The organism is Pseudarthrobacter sp. RHLT1-30-1, from assembly GCF_059383415.1.
In genome coordinates, this window is sequence record NZ_JBWZCG010000008.1 from 1 (window position 1) to 16,975 (window position 16,975).

Consider the following 16,975-nt stretch of genomic DNA (forward strand, 5'->3'; position numbering starts at 1 on the left):
CCCTCCCCCTCCACCTTCCCTCCTCCCTTTTTGCTTCTTCCCTCGAGCCCCCCCCACCAGCCTCCGTCCCGACCACCTGGAGCAGCATGACGTTCCGCACCACCCCCGGACTGCGGGAACCGCGCCGCCGCCGCGGCACCACGCTGGGCCTGCGGCAGAACCTGGCCCAGTTCATGCTCCTCGTCGCCGTCAATGCCCTGGTTGGCGGCACGCTGGGCCAGGAACGCACCGTGCTCCCGCTGCTGGCCGGGCAGGTCTTCCGTCTTGGCCTCTACACGAGCGCGCTGACCTACATTCTGGCTTTCGGTCTCGCCAAGGCCGGCACCAACTACTTCGCCGGCACCCTCTCGGACCGCTACGGCCGGAAACCCGTCCTCATCGCCGGCTGGGTGATTGCCCTGCCCGTCCCGCTGCTGCTGATCCTCGGACCCAGCTGGGGCTGGATCGTTGCCGCCAACGTGGTCCTGGGCATCAGCCAGGGCCTGGCGTGGTCCACCACCGTCATGATGAAAATGGATCTCGTCGGCCCGGCGCGCCGCGGTTTCGCCATGGGCCTGAATGAAGCGGCCGGCTACCTTGGCGTCGCAGGCACCGCCCTCGCCACCGGTTACATCGCGGCCAACTACGGGCTCCGGCCCGGACCGTTCCTGCTCGGCGCCGCCTACATTGCGCTGGGCCTGGGACTGTCGGTTTTCGCCGTGCGGGAAACCCGGGGCCATGCCCTGCTGGAGGCCGCCAGCCATACGTCCGCCCACGCCGGCGCCCACGGGAAACTGAGCAACCGGGATATCTTCACCCTCACCAGTTTCCGGGACAAATCACTCTCCTCGGTCAGCCAGGCCGGCCTGGTCAACAACCTCAACGACGGACTCGCCTGGGGACTCTTCCCCGTCCTGTTCGCCGCCGCCGGACTGACAATCGAAAAGGTCGGCATCCTGGCCGCCGTCTATCCCGCGGTCTGGGGCGCTGCGCAGCTCGTCACCGGAGGGCTGTCGGACAGGTACGGCCGGAAATGGTTGATCGTCGGGGGCATGCTCGTCCAGGCTGCCGCCCTGGCAATGATCGCCGTCGGCCACGAGTTCGGGATCTGGCTGACCGCCGCCGTGCTCCTGGGTCTCGGAACAGCGATGGTGTACCCGACCCTGCTTGCCGCCATTGGCGACGTCGCGCACCCGGACTGGCGTGCACGATCGGTGGGCATCTACCGCCTGTGGCGCGACGGTGGCTTCGCTGTCGGCGCGCTGCTTTCCGGGATCGTCGCCGACGCCTACGGCATTCCCGCCGCCGTCGGCGTCGTTGCAGGACTCACAGCCCTGTCCGGTCTGCTCGTGGCCTTCCGTATGCGCGGCACCGACCACCACCCGGCCGTGGCCTGAGCCGTCAGCCCTGGGTGGACGCCCGGACGACGAGTTCGGGCGGGTAAACGACCTGTCGCGGAACAAACCCCGGCTCCGGGTTTGCCTCCCGCAGCAGCAGCTCCAGGGCGGTCGAACCAATCAGGGCGCTGGGCTGCCGGATGGACGACAGGGGGACGACAGCAGCCCCGGCGAATTCGATATCGTCGTAGCCGATCAGCGCAATTTCCCCCGGCACCTGCACCCCGCCCATCAGCATCAGGCCCTGGAGCACACCCACCGCGAGCAGGTCATTGGCCGCGAAGATCGCATCGGGCCGGTCTGCCGGGGAACGGAGCCGGATGGCCTCGCCCGCGGCCCGGCCCGACAGTACAGTCAGCGACTCCGTCCCGATGATTTCCAGGCTGGCGCCGCGCGCCGCCGACTCCATGGCTTTACGCGCTCCGGCCAGCCGGTCGGCCACCTGGCGGATGCTTTCCGGGCCGCCCACGAAGGCGATCCGCCGCCGGCCGACGGACAGCAGGTGCTCAACAGCCATTTCACCGCCGGCCAGGTCGTCCACGGCGACGGAGGAGAAACTCAGGTTCTCCGTCTGCCGGTCCACCAGAACGGTGGGGATGCCTCTGCGGCGCAGCTGTTCCAGCCGCGGGATCACGTTGCCCACCGGGGAGATCAGCACCCCGCGGACCCGCTGCTGTTCAAAAAGATCCAGGTAGGCCGCCTCCCGTCCCGCGTCCTCGTTGCTGTTGCCCACCAGCACGGTGAAATGTTCCGCAGCCGCCCGGTCCTCCGCTCCGCGGGCCAGTTCGGTGAAGAAGGGGTTTGCGGCGTCCAGCACCACCAGCCCAATACTGTGGCTCAGGCCGGCCCGGAGTTGGCGGGCGGCGTCATTGCGGACAAAGCCCAGCTTGTCGATCGCGGTTTGCACCCGCACGGTGACCTCAGCAGACACCTTTTCCGGCCGGTTGAGCACATTGGATACCGTCCCGACGGAGACGCCGGCCAGGGCCGCAACGTCTTTGACGCTTGCTGAAACCATTGTGAGCTCCTGAACGTGGCTGCCGCTGCGCCGGAGGGGCAGGCGAGGCGAAACCGAAGTGTGACCTTAGGATACCTGCCCGCAGCCCGTTTGAACCCTTTCAATGAAACGAATCAAATACTTCGCCCACGGGATGGAGGCATCTCTTGACGACCGGGCCGTGATACTCCTATGATTCAAATCACAGTAGCTCTGAAACGATTCATTGTGATGTTCACTCAGCCCCAAAGGTGCGGTTACTTTCATGCAGCAGACAGACAGCGCCCGGTCCGGTCCCTCAGCGGACGCGCCCGGACCGGTACTTACCCTTTCCCATGCGGCCAAGACCTTCGGCCCGGTGGTTGCACTGGCCGACGGCACCATCGAAATCCGGGCCGGCGAAATCCATGCCCTGGTGGGCGAGAACGGCGCCGGGAAGTCCACCCTGGTCAAGATCCTCGCAGGCCTGCACCACCCCGATTCGGGCGACTTCAGGGTCAGCGGCGAGAGCGTCCAGTTCCGCAACGTCGGCGACAGCAAGGCCGCCGGGATCTCCGTCATCTACCAGGAACCGACGCTCTTTCCGGACCTCAGCGTGGCGGAGAACATCTTTGTCGGACGCCAGCCCAAGGGTCGGTCCGGCCTGATCAGCAAGGCAGCCATGGTCCGGGAGGCAGGCAAACTCTTCGAGCGCCTCGGTGTCCCCGTCGATCCGACGCGTGTGGCCGAGGGCCTGTCCATTGCCGACCAGCAGATTATCGAAATCGCCAAGGCCATTTCGCTCGACGCCAAAGTGCTGGTGATGGACGAACCGACGGCCGCTCTGAGTGGAGTGGAAGTGGAACGGTTGTTCGCTGTCGCCCGCAGCCTCCGGGACAAGGGAACCGGCATCCTCTTTATCTCGCACCGCTTCGACGAGGTCTTCGATTTGTGCGCCCGGATCACCGTGATGCGGGACGGCCGCTACATCGCCACGCACCGGACCGCTGATGTCACCGTCCCGGAGATCGTCCGCGAGATGGTCGGACGCGACATCGCGGCCCTGTTCCCCAAGACCGCCGCGGAGGTCGGAGCTACCGTCCTGAAAGTCGACGGGCTCAGCCGGGCCGGGGTCTTCCGCGACATCAGCTTCGAAGTCCGGGCCGGGGAAATCGTGGCGCTGGCGGGCCTGGTGGGCGCCGGCCGCACCGAGGTGGCCCGCGCCGTCTTCGGCATCGACCCCTATGACTCCGGTGAGATCAGCTTCCAGGGCAAGAAACTCAAACCCCGCGACCCGCAGGCGGCGATCACCGCGGGGATGGGATTTGTCCCCGAAGACCGCCGGAAGCAGGGGCTGGTCATGAACCTCTCCGTGGCACGCAACGTCACCCTCACCCTGCGCCACAAGCTGGCGACCGCGGGGCTGATCAGCGGCGCCGCCGAGCGCCGGGCAGCCCAGGACTGGAGCAAGCGCCTCCAGGTCAAAGCCGGGTCGCAGGAGCATGCGGTGTCCACCCTCTCCGGCGGAAACCAGCAGAAGGTGGTGCTCGCCAAGTGGCTGGCCACCGATCCGCAGCTGCTGATCATCGACGAACCGACCCGGGGGATCGACGTCGGGACCAAAAGCGAGGTCCACCGGCTCATTTCGGACCTCGCGGGGCGCGGGATTGCCATCCTGATGATCTCCTCTGAACTGCCCGAAGTCCTCGGCATGGCGGACCGGGTCCTGGTCATGCGCGAGGGCAGGATTACCGCTGAACTGGACCGCGCCGCAGCGAACCCGGAGTCCGTCATCCACGCCGCAACATCTTCCGCAGGAGGAACCCTGTGAGCTCAGCCCTGGACCACAAGAAGTTAACGACGGCGGCGCCCAGCGGCGCGGGCCGGGGTGCGGTAGCCTCGGTGCTGCGGCTGCGGGAACTGCCCGTGATCATCGCGCTGGTGCTGCTGGTGTTGGTCACCTACCTGATCAACCCGCTCTTCCTCACCCCGCAGGGTGTCAAGGACCTCCTGCTGAACGCCACCATCGTGATGATCCTCGCCGCCGGGCAGACACTGCTGATTATCACCCGGAACATCGACCTGTCCGTGGGCTCGATGCTGGGCCTCGTTGCCTTCGGCACCGGCTCCATCTTCGCGGCGATGCCCGATCTGCCGATTGCCGCGGTGTTCGTGATCGGCATGGCGTTCGGCGCGCTCCTCGGGGCGATCAACGGTCTCCTCGTGACCGCGGCCAAGGTGCCCGCCCTCGTTATCACCCTCGGAACCCTGTACGTGTTCCGCGGCCTGAACAACGCCTGGGCCGGCGGAAAACAATACTTTGCCGGCGACCGGCCGGACGCCTTCGGCGCACTGTCGGTCAACACCGTGCTGGGCTTTCCCATCATCACCCTGCTGGCCATCCTGGTCGTCGTCGCCGTCGCGGTCTACATGGCCGGTACCCGACCGGGACGCGACCTGTACGCCATCGGTTCAGACCCGGATGCGGCCACCGCGTTCGGCATCAAGGTGTCCAAACGTGTGCTCCTCGCCTTCCTGGCCAACGGAGCCCTGGCGGGCCTGGCCGGTGTGCTCTACGCCAGCCGCTTCAACTCCGTCGGTGCCACCACGGGCACCGGGATGGAACTGACCGTCGTGGCAGCCGCCGTCGTCGGGGGTGTGGCCATCTTCGGCGGCAGCGGATCGGTGACCGGGGCGGCCCTCGGAGCCCTGCTCCTGACCACGATCACCAGTTCCCTCACCGCCCTGCGGGTGGACAAATTCTGGCAGCAGGCCATCGTCGGCGTGCTGATCCTCACCGCCATCATCATCGACCGCGTGGCCAGCCTGCGCACAGCCAGGAAACTGCGGATAAGCGAGGCACGCAATGTCTGAAACCACATCGACAACCGGCACGGCACCGGCCCCGGTGGCTGACAGTACGAAGCCGCTGGCCTCCGAGCCCAAGGGCAGGACCGGAGCCGCGCGGATCCTGGCCGGCAGGGACGCGGTCACCGTCTACGCCCTGGTCGCGTTCCTGATCTACGCGGCGCTCGCCATTCCGCGGTTCGCTTCACCGGTAACCACCGGATTCCTGCTGCTGGACGTCATTCCGGTCCTGCTCATCGCCATGCCGATGACCCTGATCATCATCACCGGCGAAATCGACCTCTCGGTCGCGAGCATCGCGGGACTGACCAGCGCCCTGATGGGCGTGCTCTGGGCCGGCGGCATGGACATCTGGCTGGTGCTGGCGATCAGCCTGCTGGCCGGTGTCGCAGCCGGAATGTTCAACGGCTTCCTGATTGCGGTCCTCGGACTGCCCTCCCTGGCCGTCACGATCGGCACCCTGGCGCTGTTCCGCGGCTTGGCCCTCGTCACCATCGGTGACAACGCCGTGGCCAACTTCCCGAAAACGCTGACGGCCTTCTTCACCTCAAAGCTCGGCGGCACGGGCATTCCCACGGTCATGATCGGCGTCCTGCTCGTCATTGTCTTTTTCGGGGTCCTGCTGCACTTCACCCCGTTCGGCCGCGGGCTGTTCGCCATCGGCTACAGCAAGGAAGCCGCCAGCTTTGTGGGCATCAAGGTCGCCCGGAGCAAGTTCTGGCTCTATGTCGCCTCCGGCGCAGTCTCTGCCCTGGCCGGGATCTACTGGACGCTGCGCTATACCAGCGCCCGCAGTGACAACGCTTCCGGCCTGGAACTGGCCGTCATCGCCGCTGTCCTGCTGGGCGGCGTGTCGATCTTCGGCGGCAAAGGATCCATTCCCGGCGTCATCGCCGGTGTCCTGCTGATCGGAACCCTCAATTACGCCCTCCGCCTGGCCCGCGTGTCCGACGTCGTGCTCATCACCGTGACCGGGCTGCTGCTCATCGTCTCGGTCGTTGCCCCGAGCGTCGGCGCTGCCATCAGGCAGTGGCGCCACACCAGGCGCGTCCGCCGAAGCTTCACCCGAAGCACCAGCTGAAAATTTGCCCACCACACGATCCGCAACCGCATCCAGACCGGACCGGCTGTACCGACCGCACGAGGAAAAAGGAAGAACAATGATGTTGAACCGCAAGAGCACAGGCCAGACCGGCCGTTTGGCGGGAATGGTGGCCATCGCTGCTGCCGCCGCACTAGCCCTGACCGGCTGCAACAGCGGCTCGGGAACCGCCGGTGGCAGCAGCCCCGCCGCGGGCGGGGACCTGAAGATCACCTTCATCCCCAAGCAGCTCAACAACCCCTACACCGACGTCGTCCTGGGCGGCGGGAAGAAGGGCGCCACCGAGGCCGGCTTCACCTCCTCCCAGGTGGTCGGACCGCTTGAGGCCTCCGCCTCCAGCCAGGTCTCGTTCATCAACGCCGAGACACAGGCCGGCACGAACGTTATTGTGATCGCCGCCAACGATCCCGACGCCGTTTGCACCGCGCTCGGCGAAGCCCGGACCGCCGGTGCCAAGATCGTCGCCTTCGACTCGGACGCCAACCCGGACTGCCGCGACGTCTTCATCAGCCAGGTGGTGGCCAAGGACGTGGCACTGATCCAGACCAAGCTCATTTCCGAGCAGATCGGCGGCAGCGGCGAAATTGCCATCCTGTCGGCCACGGCCAACGCCACGAACCAGAACGGGTGGATCAAGTTCATGGAGGAGGAGCTGGCCACCAACCCCGCCTACAAGGACATCAAGCTCGTCTCCAAGGTCTATGGCGACGACAACGACACCAAGTCCTTCCAGGAAGCCCAGGGCCTCCTGCAGGCCCACCCGAACCTGAAGGGCATCATCTCACCGACCACCGTCGGCATCGCGGCCACCGCCCGCTACCTCTCGACCTCCGAGTACAAGGGCAAGGTCGCGCTTACCGGACTGGGCCTGCCCAATGAGATGCGCCCGTTCGTCAAGGACGGAACCGTAAAGGAATTCGCCCTTTGGGATCCGGCGCAGCTGGGCTACGTTGCCGCTTTCGCCGGCAAGGCGCTCAAGGACGGCAAGATCACCGGCGCCGAAGGGGATACCTTCACCGCCGGCGAGCTGGGCGAACGCAAGGTCGAAAAGGGTGGCCTCGTCATCGTCGGTCCGCCCACGGTCTTCAATGCCGCGAACATCGACAAGTACAACTTCTAGGCCACCGCTGATGAGCTGACTCTTTTGAACCACACCGACTGAGCCGCCGGGCAGGCAGGTGACTTCCTGCCCGGCGCCACCGCCCGCAAGAAGACCGCCAAACCCGCGCCGCCCCCGGACCGGGGTCGGCGCACTGAGCCCCACGAGTTCCTTTTCCATGCCGGAAGGCCCCCTCACATGAACCAGAATCAACCGGCCGCCCGGCTGCTGCAACCGCACCGGCGCCGGCCCACCCGCATCGGCTTAGTCTCCGGCGGCCTGGGCGCCTACTGGCCCCAGTTCCCCGAACTGCTGCCGCAGCTGAAGGAGTCGGTCCGCTACGTCACGGGCCGTTTCGAGGCACTGGACGCCGACGTCGTCGACACCGGCTTTGTTTCCGATGCGCAGGAGGCAACCGCGGCCGGCGAAAAGCTGCGGGTCGCCGACTGCGACCTCATCGTCATCTTTCTGGCCACCTACCTGACGTCCTCCATGGTGCTGCCGGTCGCCCGGCGGGCCAAGACCCCTGTCCTGGTGATCGACCTGCAGCCCACCGAAGCCATGGACCACGCCAGCTTCGACACCGGGAAGTGGCTGGCCTACTGCGGGCAGTGCCCGGTCCCCGAAGTGGCCAACGTCTTCCGCCGGGCCGGCATCGAGTTCCGGTCAGTTTCCGGGCATCTCAAACAGGAATCCGCCTGGGCGCGCATCACCCGGTGGGTGCACGCTGCCGGCGTCCGCGCCCGGTTGCGCAATGCCCGGCACGGACTGATGGGCCACCTGTACCCGGGCATGCTGGATGTCTCCACCGACCTCACCACGGTCTCAACAACCTTCGGCTCCCATGTGGAGGTGCTGGAATTCGATGACCTCCGGGAAAGGGTGAACGGGGTCACCGAGGCAGAGGTCGCCGGACGCCTCGACCTGGCCCGCGAGCTCTTTGTCCTCGACGAATCCGTGAACGACGACGACTTCGCCTGGGGCGCCAAAGTGTCCGTCGGCCTTGACCGGCTGGTCGAGGATTTCGACCTCGACTCCGTGGCCTATTACCACCGGGGTCTCGCCGGTGAACAGCACGAACGCCTGGGGGCCGGGATGATCCTGGGTTCCTCCATCCTCACGGCCCGGGGAATCCCGATGGCCGGCGAATTCGAACTGCGGACCTCCATCGCGATGCTCGCCGCCCAGGCGATCGGCGCCGGCGGATCATTCACCGAAATCCAGGCCCTGGACTTCTTCGACAACGTGGTCGAAATGGGCCACGACGGTCCCGCCCACCTGGCAGTCTCCGCGCAGCAGCCGCTGCTGCGCGGCCTGGGCGTCTTCCACGGCAAGCGCGGCTGGGGCGTCTCGGTCGAATTCGACGTCCGGCACGGTCCGGTCACCACCTTCGGGCTCGGCCAGGACCCGGACGGCAGTTACGTGTTCATCACCTCCGAAGGTGACGTGGTGCCCGGCCCGCACCTGGCGATCGGCAACACGACCTCCCGGGTGGACTTCGGCGGTGACCCGGGACTCTGGGTGGACCAATGGAGCCAGACCGGCGTCGGCCACCACTGGGCCCTTTGCGTCGGACACCGCGGCGCCGACATCAAGGCAGCCGCCTCCCTGCTGGGCATCGAACACCGGCAGGTGGTCCTGTCATGAGCACCCAACGCGTCTGCTTCCAGCTCCAGCTCAAACCCGGGCTCATCGCCGAATACAAGACCCGCCACGCCGCCGTGTGGCCGGAAATGCTCCAGGCGCTGCAGTCCGCCGGCTGGAACAACTACTCCCTCTTCCTCCGCCCCGACGGGCTGCTGATCGGCTACTTCGAAACCGGGAACCTCGAGGAGGCCCAGGCCCGGATGGCAGCCGCCGACGTCAATGCCCGCTGGCAGGCCGAGATGTCCGGATTTTTCGAAGACCTGGACGGGGCGCCCGATGAGGGGTTCCTCCAACTGACCGAAGTATTCAACCTCGAGGACCAGCTGGCCGCCGCCGCTTCAGTCCTCACCCAGTCCAAGTCCCTAGGAGACTGACGTGTCTATCCCGACCGACGTATTAAATACCCTTGAACATCAGAGCATTGAACTCCCGTCCTGGGCGTTCGGCAATTCCGGCACCCGGTTCAAGGTCTTCGCCACCCCGGGAACCCCCCGCACCATCGGGGAAAAGCTTGCCGACGCCGCCCAGGTCAACGCGCTGACGGGGCTCGCTCCCTCGGTGGCCCTGCACATTCCGTGGGACAAAGTCGATGACTACGCCGCGCTGACGGACTACGCGGACGGCCTGGGCGTCAAGCTTGGGACGATCAACAGCAACACCTTCCAGGACGACGACTACAAGTTCGGCAGCCTCACGCACAGCGATCCCGCCGTGCGGCAGAAGGCCGTGGACCATATGTACGAGTGCCTGGAAGTGATGAACATGACCGGCTCGAAGGACCTGAAAATATGGCTGGCCGACGGCACCAATTACCCGGGACAGGGGAATATCCGGGCCCGCCAGGACTGGCTGGCCGAATCCCTCCGCAAGGTCTACGACCGGCTTGGCGAGGACCAGCGGATGGTGCTGGAGTACAAATTCTTCGAACCGGCTTTTTACCACACTGACGTTCCCGACTGGGGCACCTCCTACGTGCACTGCGCCGCCCTTGGGGAGAAGGCCCTCGTTTGCCTGGACACCGGGCACCACGCGCCGGGAACCAACATCGAGTTCATCGTCGCGCAGCTCCTGCGCCTGGGGAAGCTCGGTTCCTTCGACTTCAACTCACGCTTCTACGCGGACGATGACCTGATTGTGGGGGCCGCGGATCCGTTCCAGCTGTTCCGCATCATGCACGAGGTGGTCCGCGGCGGCGGCCTGGAGCCGGCCGCCGGGGTGGCCTTCATGCTGGACCAGTGCCACAACATCGAGGGGAAGATTCCCGGCCAGATCCGCTCCGTGCTCAACGTCCAGGAAATGACCGCACGGGCCCTCCTTGTCGACACGACGGCCCTCGAGGCGGCACAGAACGCCGGTGATGTCCTCGCGGCCAACGCGGTCCTGATGGACGCGTTCTACACCGACGTCCGCCCGGGACTCGCGGAATGGCGCGAATCTCGCGGCCTCCCGGCCGACCCGGTGGCGGCCTTCGCCGCCAGCGGATACCAGGAAAAAATCAATACCGACCGCCAGGGCGGCCACCAGGCCGGATGGGGAGCCTAAGACCATGACCAATCCAACCGTCGAACAGCTGGTAAGCCGCTCCAACCGCCTCGGCGCGGACAAGCGGAACACGAATTTCGCCGGCGGCAACACCTCCGCCAAAGGCACCGAAAAGGACCCCGTCACCGGCGAGGACGTCCAGCTGCTGTGGGTCAAAGGCTCCGGCGGTGACCTGGGCACCCTGACCGAACCCGGCCTCGCGGTCCTCCGCCTGGACCGGCTGCAGGCCCTGAAAGACGTTTACCCCGGCGTCGAACGCGAAGACGAAATGGTGGCGGCGTTCGACTACTGCCTGCACGGCAAGGGCGGCGCCGCCCCCTCGATCGACACCGCGATGCACGGCCTGGTCGACGCGGCCCACGTGGACCACCTCCATCCGGACGCGGGCATCGCGATCGCCACCGCCGCCGACGGTGAGGCACTGACCGCTAGGATCTTCGGGAACAAGGTGGCCTGGGTGCCGTGGCGGCGCCCAGGTTTCCAGCTCGGCCTGGACATCGCCGCGATCAGGGACGCCAACCCGCAGGCGGTCGGCACCATCCTGGGCGGCCACGGCACGACCGCCTGGGGCGCCACCAGCGACGAAGCCGAAGCCAACTCGCTGTGGATCATCGAGCAGGCCGAAGAGTACATCGCCGAGCACGGCCGGCCCCAGCCGTTCGGTGCGAAACTGCCCGGCTTTGGCGCCCTGCCCCAGGACACGCGGCGCGCGAAGGCCGCCGCCCTTGCGCCGGTGCTCCGCGGGCTGGCCTCCAGCGACAAACCGGTGGTCGGGCACTTCAGCGATGACGCCGCCGTCCTGGACTTCCTCGAAGGCGCCGAACACCCCCGCCTCGGCGCCCTCGGTACGTCCTGCCCCGACCACTTCCTGCGCACCAAGGTCAAGCCGCTGGTCCTGGACCTGCCGGCGGACGCCACGGTCGGGGACTCCATCGCCCGGCTGAAAGAACTGCACGCCGCCTACCGGGAGGACTACCAGTCCTACTACGACCGGCATGCGACCCCTGACAGCCCGGCGCTGCGGGGAGCGGACCCCGCGATCGTCCTGATCCCGGGCGTGGGCATGTTCTCCTACGGCAAGGACAAGCAAACCGCCCGCGTCGCCGGCGAGTACTACCTCAACGCCATCAACGTCATGCGCGGTGCCGAAGCCATCTCCACGTACGCCCCGATCGAGGAATCCGAGAAATTCCGGATCGAATACTGGGCACTGGAGGAAGCAAAACTCGCCCGGCTGCCCAAACCGAAATCCCACGCCACCCGCATCGCCTTGGTCACCGGGGCGGCGTCGGGCATCGGGAAGGCCATCGCCACCCGCCTCGCCGCCGAGGGCGCCTGCGTCGTGATTGCGGACCTGAACCTGGACAACGCCCGGGCCGCCGCAGCAGCACTCGGCGGCTCCGACGTCGCACTCGGGATCCAGGCCGACGTCACCAACGAAGCCCAGGTCGTGGCCGCGGTAAACGCCGCGGTGCTGGCCTTCGGCGGCCTGGACCTGGTCGTCAACAACGCTGGCCTGTCTATCTCCAAGCCGCTGCTGGAAACCACCGAGCAGGACTGGGACCTGCAGCACAACGTCATGGCCAAGGGCTCCTTCCTGGTCTCCAAGGCCGCCGCAAAGGTCCTGATCGACCAGGGCATGGGCGGGGACATCGTCTACATCTCCTCCAAGAACTCCGTCTTCGCCGGGCCCAACAACATCGCCTACTCCGCCACCAAGGCCGACCAGGCCCACCAGGTCCGGCTCCTCGCGGCGGAACTGGGCGAGTACGGCATCCGCGTCAACGGGATCAACCCCGACGGCGTCGTCCGCGGCTCCGGGATCTTCGCCGGCGGCTGGGGCGCCAAACGCGCCGCCGTGTACGGCGTCGACGAACAGGATCTGGGCAAGTACTACGCCCAGCGCACCCTGCTCAAACGCGAAGTCCTCCCCGAAAACGTGGCGAACGCCGTCGCCGTCCTCACCGGCAGCGAACTTTCCCACACCACCGGACTGCACATCCCCGTCGACGCCGGCGTCGCCACCGCCTTCCTCCGATGACAAAGCAGGTCCCGCCGGCAGACGCGGCGCTGGCTGGCACGTTCCCGACAGCGCCGGCAGACACGGTACCGGCGGCCGCCGGGGGGGTATTCGCTGCGGTCGATATCGGCGCCTCCTCCGGCAGGGTGATCCTTGGCAGGGTTTCCCGGGCTACCGGGAGACCGGAGGTGGCGCTGGAAACCGTCCACCGGTTCCCCAACGGCGTGGTGGAGTCCGACGGCGGCCTGCGCTGGGATTTCACTGCGCTGTTCGCGGAGGTGCTTGCCGGGCTGGGCGCTGCCGCGAGCATGGCGGCAGCGCTCGGGGAACGGATCACGAGCATTGGAATCGACACCTGGGCAGTCGACTACGGGAGGGTGAACGCGGCCGGGGTGCTGGTGGCGCAGCCCTTCAGTTACCGGGACAGCCGCAGCCGCGGTGCCGTGGCCAGGGTTCACGGGCGTCTTGAGCCGGAGCGCCTGTACGCCACGACCGGGGTGCAGTTCCTGGATTTCAACACGATCTACCAGCTGGCGAGCGAAGCGGACCTCGACGGCGTCCAGGCGCTGCTTATTCCGGACCTGATCGCCTTCCTGCTCACCGGAGAGCGCCGCATCGAGGCCACCAATGCCTCCACCACCGGACTGTTCGATGCGGTCGCCGGGGAATGGGCCACGGAGTTCCTGGCGGCCCTTGGGCTGCCCGTGGACCTGTTTCCGCCGCTGATCCAGCCCGGCGAAACCATCGGCGCCCTGCTGCCGGCGATTGCCGCGCACACCGGGCTGCCGGAGGGGACCAAGGTTGTCGCGGTCGGCTCACACGACACCGCCTCGGCGGTCGTGGGGGTCCCCGCAGCGACCCAGGACTTTGCCTACATCTCCTCCGGCACCTGGTCCCTGGTGGGCGTGGAACTCCCGCGACCGGTCCTGTCGGAGGCTGGCCGGCTGGCGAACTTCACCAATGAACGCGGCGTCGACGGCACCATCCGCTACCTGCGCAACGTTGGCGGCCTCTGGCTGCTCAGCGAATGCCAGCGCACCTGGGCCGCCGAAGGCCTGACGGTGTCGCTGGCCGGGCTCCTCGACGGCGCCGCGGCGCTGCCGGCCGGGGGACCCCTGATCGACGCCGACGACCCGGTGTTCACCGCACCGGACAACATGCCGGCGCGGATCAGCGCCGCCGTCAACAAACGAGGCGCACTCCCTCCCGGGGACCCCGCGGCGATCGTCCGGTGCATCCTGGACAGCCTCGCCGCCGGCTACGCCCGTACCATCGCCGACGCCGAACGGCTCACCGACCGGACCGTCGACGTCGTGCATATTGTGGGCGGCGGGTCACAAAACAGGCTGCTCTGCCAGCTCACAGCCGATGCCACCGGCAAACCGGTGATGGCGGGACCCGTGGAAGCCACCGCACTCGGCAATGTGCTGGTTCAGGCCCGCGCCGCCGGCGAAGTGTCGGGAGGCCTCGCGGACCTGCGGAAAGTCGCCGCTGGGAGCGCTGTCCTGGTGCAGTACGAGCCCGGCGCTCCAACGCGGGCTGCGGCGGTCACACACGATGCGGCGGCAATCACCCGGCAGCAATGATCCGGCAGCCATGACCCGGCAGCCACGAATCAGTCAGGCCGCCCTGATGTCAGGAGCGTCTGCTTTCACTCACGGTGCCGACCGCCGGCCGCGGCGCGAGCGTGACGGAGGCGACCGTTTCCAGGCTCGGATGCAAGTGGTCGCCGCCGTCGACCACGCCCGTCTGCCACCACAGCTTCAGTCCATCCGGTGCCACCTCAAGGCTGGCCAGGTTGTTGTCGAACCAGGGACCCTTGATGCCGGACCAGCGGAACGGCGGGTCCGGGACCTTGGCCGAGCGCGCTACCAGCGCGCCGATCGGCGTCGCCAGGCCGTAGGACATCACTGCCGCGAAGGACCTCATCAGCCGGGGCAACGGGTTGCGGATGGGGGAGCAAACAGCCTGCACGATCCGGCTGCCGGACGCGCGCTCCACCTCCGCAACGTAGGAGTAGTGGACGTCGCCGGAGAGAAAAGCGATCGTTTCCGGTGCCGGTCCCCGTTTGCCGTCGGCGACCTCGGACACCATGTCCGCCACCTCCTGGAAGCTGTTCTGGAAGGCGCCCCAGTGTTCGAGGTCCACCGCCTGGCGCAGCTTCTCGCCGGCCCGGGCGGCACGGTTCCCCCACGCGCCCTGGGAGATCGCCTCATTCCAGGATTCGACATAGTGCAGACCCATCGGCAGCAGGAAAGGCAGCGAAGTCGCCACGAGCAGGTGCCGGACGCCGCCGCGCATCCGTCCGTCGAGCCAGGCCATTTCCGACTTGTCCACCAGGGCGCGGTGGTCCGGCGCCAGATCCCGGGCAGCGCGGGAGTCCACCACAATCAGCCGGGTGTCTCCGAAGTCCCGGCAGTAGCTCCACCGGTAGCTTTCCGGGTCCTGATCGGCCCGGTCCGCGAACTCGTCCAGTGCCGCGCTCACGTCGATCTCGTCGTCGCCGTCGTGCCCGGCGATTTGCTGCCAAATGGCATCCTGGGCCCGCTCCTGCGGTGACAGGTTCCCGAGGTGCTGGTAGACCCAGTACGAGGCCAGCCCTGCGACAATTCGCTCATGCCACCACGACGTCGTCTCCATTTCCTGCTTCCAGCTCAGTGAGGTGTTCCAGTCATCGCGGATGTCATGGTCATCGAAGATCATGGCGCTTGGCAGGGTCGAGAGCAGCCACCTGTTTGCCGGGTCTGACCAGGCCAGAAAGTAGAGGTGGGCGTACTCCGCGTAGTCCTTGAGCTCCTCGCCAGGAGGCGCGTTGATGTCCCGGCGGGCGCGGATGAAATCCTGCATCTGCTCGCTGGTCAGGTCGGCGTAGACCTGGTCGCCCAGGAAGGCCACCAGATCCGGCCACGGCAGGGCACCGCCGGAGGCCATCTTTAGGGCGTAGGCACGCAGTGAGTCGACGCCGTGGGTCCGGTTTCCGGACTTATCGTGCGGGACGCTGGTCCGGCAGGAGCCGAAGGCCATCCGCAGCGGCTTCCCGGGCTCCAGCGTCGCTATCCTCGACGGCGGAAACCCGGACTCCGGATCGGGCCACGCCTGGGTTCCATCGATGTCGAGGGCGTAGGACGTCACGCTGCCCGGCTCGAGCCCGTCCAGCGCCACCAGCGCGTAGTGGTGACCGTGAACGGCGAAAGTACCGGCTGCCCAGTCTCTGCCGCCGGCGCGGACCGAGACGCGGGCAGCGGACCGGGTCTCCACCCAGACACTCGCCGAGGTCTCATCCACGAACCGCATCATCGGGCCGAGCACCAGGGGAGAAGTCATGACTCAGTTCTACCCGCTCTGCACCGCCGCGGCCAGCAGTTCAGCCGCGGGCGGCGGTGGCGTAGGACGCCGTGGCGTAGGCCAGTGCGGCGGTCATTTCCTTGAGCAGGTCCGCGTTGGTGTTGCTGATGGTGTCGCAGGCCTTGTGGTAGCAGGAGTCCAGGACCTTGCCGGCCGTGCCGCCGTAGGCCTGCACCTGGGCTTTGGTCTTTTTCTTCACCTCGCCGGTGAACAGCCCGCCGCCGGGAATGCCTGCCCTGAGGAACGGGTCGTAATCGGAGTCGCCGTCGACAAGGGGCGTTGTTTCCGCCGGCAGCGAGTTCTCCTTGAAGTAGCGCTCGAAGACGGCTTCAATCCCGTCGGAGCCCTTCGGCCCGGCATCCCCGAAGTCGGACCCGTCGCCGTCGTGGAAGGACCGGACACCGTTCGGCGAGGCCGCCATATCCACGTTCAAGTAGGCCGCAGTCTGCTCCTTCCCGGCCTTGCTCAACTCGTTAACGTAATGCCGGGAACCGTCGAGGTCATTCTCCTCGGCGCCCCAGAACGCGAACACCACCCGGTTCACCGGAGTGATTCCTTTCTCCTTCATCCACTTCGCCGTCTCGAGGATGGCCGCGACGCCGCTGCCATTGTCGTTGATCCCCGGGCCATCTTCCACGGAGTCCAAATGGCCGCCCACCACCACGGTGTGATCGACACTGCCGCCGGTCTCGGCCAGGATGTTGAAAGTCTCCACCTGCTTGCTGTTCCTGCCGTCACCCCGGTAGGTGAACGTCTGCCGGACCGGGGTGTACCCGGCGGCGCGCAACTGCTCCTCAACGTACCGGCCGGACGCCTCATACCCGGACGTGCCCGACGCCCGGTTCCCGCCGTTGTCATCGGCGATCCGCTGCAGCGCCTCAAGATGGCCCACCATGCCCCGGCCCTTGAAATCCTCCAGCACCGCCCGCGCATCCACCCCGCCCACAGGCTCCAGGCGCGGAGCTTGGGCGCTGGGACTCGTGGATCGAGGAGCCGCGGA

13 protein-coding genes are annotated in these 16,975 nt (G+C 67.1%); 10 read left to right on the forward strand and 3 right to left on the reverse strand.

Annotated features, from left to right (window positions below):
- Positions 1-86 precede the first annotated feature (86 nt).
- Complete coding sequence (locus tag AC50YM_RS07755) at positions 87-1,376, forward strand: MFS transporter (RefSeq protein ID WP_494956393.1); 1,290 nt, start codon at positions 87-89, stop codon at positions 1,374-1,376.
- A gap of 4 nt (positions 1,377-1,380) precedes the next feature.
- Here AC50YM_RS07755 and AC50YM_RS07760 read toward each other — a convergent pair whose 3' ends face one another.
- Positions 1,381-2,394 (reverse strand): LacI family DNA-binding transcriptional regulator, encoded by a 1,014-nt coding sequence (locus AC50YM_RS07760; protein WP_494956394.1) that lies wholly within the window; start codon positions 2,392-2,394, stop codon positions 1,381-1,383.
- 244 nt (positions 2,395-2,638) lie between these two features.
- Between AC50YM_RS07760 and AC50YM_RS07765 the strand changes: the two genes are divergently transcribed.
- The 9 genes from AC50YM_RS07765 to AC50YM_RS07805 all read left to right on the forward strand — a co-directional run bounded on the left by AC50YM_RS07765 (position 2,639) and on the right by AC50YM_RS07805 (position 14,216).
- Positions 2,639-4,183, forward strand: a complete 1,545-nt coding sequence (locus tag AC50YM_RS07765; protein ID WP_494956395.1) for a sugar ABC transporter ATP-binding protein — start codon at positions 2,639-2,641, stop codon at positions 4,181-4,183.
- Positions 4,180-5,226: an ABC transporter permease gene (locus AC50YM_RS07770; protein WP_494956396.1), complete on the forward strand. Its 1,047-nt coding sequence runs from the start codon at positions 4,180-4,182 to the stop codon at positions 5,224-5,226. The genes AC50YM_RS07765 and AC50YM_RS07770 overlap by 4 nt, the downstream gene beginning before the upstream one ends.
- Positions 5,219-6,301, forward strand: a complete 1,083-nt coding sequence (locus AC50YM_RS07775) for an ABC transporter permease (protein WP_494956397.1) — start codon at positions 5,219-5,221, stop codon at positions 6,299-6,301. Before AC50YM_RS07770 ends, AC50YM_RS07775 begins: the two co-directional genes overlap by 8 nt.
- Positions 6,302-6,380: 79 nt before the next feature.
- The gene (gene rhaS / locus AC50YM_RS07780) at positions 6,381-7,442 is read left to right on the forward strand and encodes a rhamnose ABC transporter substrate-binding protein (protein WP_494956398.1); all 1,062 of its coding nucleotides are present in this window, start codon (positions 6,381-6,383) and stop codon (positions 7,440-7,442) included.
- 177 nt (positions 7,443-7,619) lie between these two features.
- Entirely contained in the window at positions 7,620-9,068 is a 1,449-nt protein-coding gene (locus AC50YM_RS07785; RefSeq protein WP_494956399.1) for an arabinose isomerase, read from the forward strand.
- A complete protein-coding gene (locus AC50YM_RS07790; RefSeq protein WP_494956400.1) occupies positions 9,065-9,442 on the forward strand; it encodes an L-rhamnose mutarotase in 378 nt (125 codons plus the stop codon). The genes AC50YM_RS07785 and AC50YM_RS07790 overlap by 4 nt, the downstream gene beginning before the upstream one ends.
- 1 nt (position 9,443) lies before the next feature.
- Positions 9,444-10,610, forward strand: a complete 1,167-nt coding sequence (gene rhaI, locus AC50YM_RS07795) for an L-rhamnose isomerase (RefSeq protein ID WP_494956401.1) — start codon at positions 9,444-9,446, stop codon at positions 10,608-10,610.
- Positions 10,611-10,614: 4 nt separating this feature from the next.
- Positions 10,615-12,651 (forward strand): bifunctional aldolase/short-chain dehydrogenase, encoded by a 2,037-nt coding sequence (locus AC50YM_RS07800; RefSeq protein ID WP_494956402.1) that lies wholly within the window; start codon positions 10,615-10,617, stop codon positions 12,649-12,651.
- Entirely contained in the window at positions 12,648-14,216 is a 1,569-nt protein-coding gene (locus tag AC50YM_RS07805; RefSeq protein ID WP_494956403.1) for a rhamnulokinase, read from the forward strand. Before AC50YM_RS07800 ends, AC50YM_RS07805 begins: the two co-directional genes overlap by 4 nt.
- Positions 14,217-14,265: 49 nt before the next feature.
- Here the strand turns inward: AC50YM_RS07805 and AC50YM_RS07810 are convergent, their stop codons facing one another.
- Together AC50YM_RS07810 and AC50YM_RS07815 are read right to left on the reverse strand one after the other, a co-directional pair.
- Positions 14,266-15,954, reverse strand: a complete 1,689-nt coding sequence (locus AC50YM_RS07810; protein ID WP_494956404.1) for an alkaline phosphatase D family protein — start codon at positions 15,952-15,954, stop codon at positions 14,266-14,268.
- A 40-nt stretch (positions 15,955-15,994) separates the two neighbouring features.
- Positions 15,995-16,921: a M20/M25/M40 family metallo-hydrolase gene (locus AC50YM_RS07815; RefSeq protein ID WP_494956405.1), complete on the reverse strand. Its 927-nt coding sequence runs from the start codon at positions 16,919-16,921 to the stop codon at positions 15,995-15,997.
- Between the last annotated feature and the right edge of the window lie 54 nt (positions 16,922-16,975).

Bases quoted from the DNA above. Each gene is read 5' to 3' on its own strand.
- AC50YM_RS07755 (WP_494956393.1), top strand. From the start codon at position 87: ATGACGTTCCGCACCACCCCCGGACTGCGGGAACCGCGCCGCCGCCGC.
- AC50YM_RS07760 (WP_494956394.1), bottom strand. From the start codon at position 2,394: ATGGTTTCAGCAAGCGTCAAAGACGTTGCGGCCCTGGCCGGCGTCTCC.
- AC50YM_RS07765 (WP_494956395.1), top strand. From the start codon at position 2,639: ATGCAGCAGACAGACAGCGCCCGGTCCGGTCCCTCAGCGGACGCGCCC.
- AC50YM_RS07775 (WP_494956397.1), top strand. From the start codon at position 5,219: ATGTCTGAAACCACATCGACAACCGGCACGGCACCGGCCCCGGTGGCT.
- rhaS (WP_494956398.1), top strand. From the start codon at position 6,381: ATGATGTTGAACCGCAAGAGCACAGGCCAGACCGGCCGTTTGGCGGGA.
- AC50YM_RS07785 (WP_494956399.1), top strand. From the start codon at position 7,620: ATGAACCAGAATCAACCGGCCGCCCGGCTGCTGCAACCGCACCGGCGC.
- AC50YM_RS07790 (WP_494956400.1), top strand. From the start codon at position 9,065: ATGAGCACCCAACGCGTCTGCTTCCAGCTCCAGCTCAAACCCGGGCTC.
- AC50YM_RS07800 (WP_494956402.1), top strand. From the start codon at position 10,615: ATGACCAATCCAACCGTCGAACAGCTGGTAAGCCGCTCCAACCGCCTC.
- AC50YM_RS07805 (WP_494956403.1), top strand. From the start codon at position 12,648: ATGACAAAGCAGGTCCCGCCGGCAGACGCGGCGCTGGCTGGCACGTTC.
- AC50YM_RS07810 (WP_494956404.1), bottom strand. From the start codon at position 15,954: ATGACTTCTCCCCTGGTGCTCGGCCCGATGATGCGGTTCGTGGATGAG.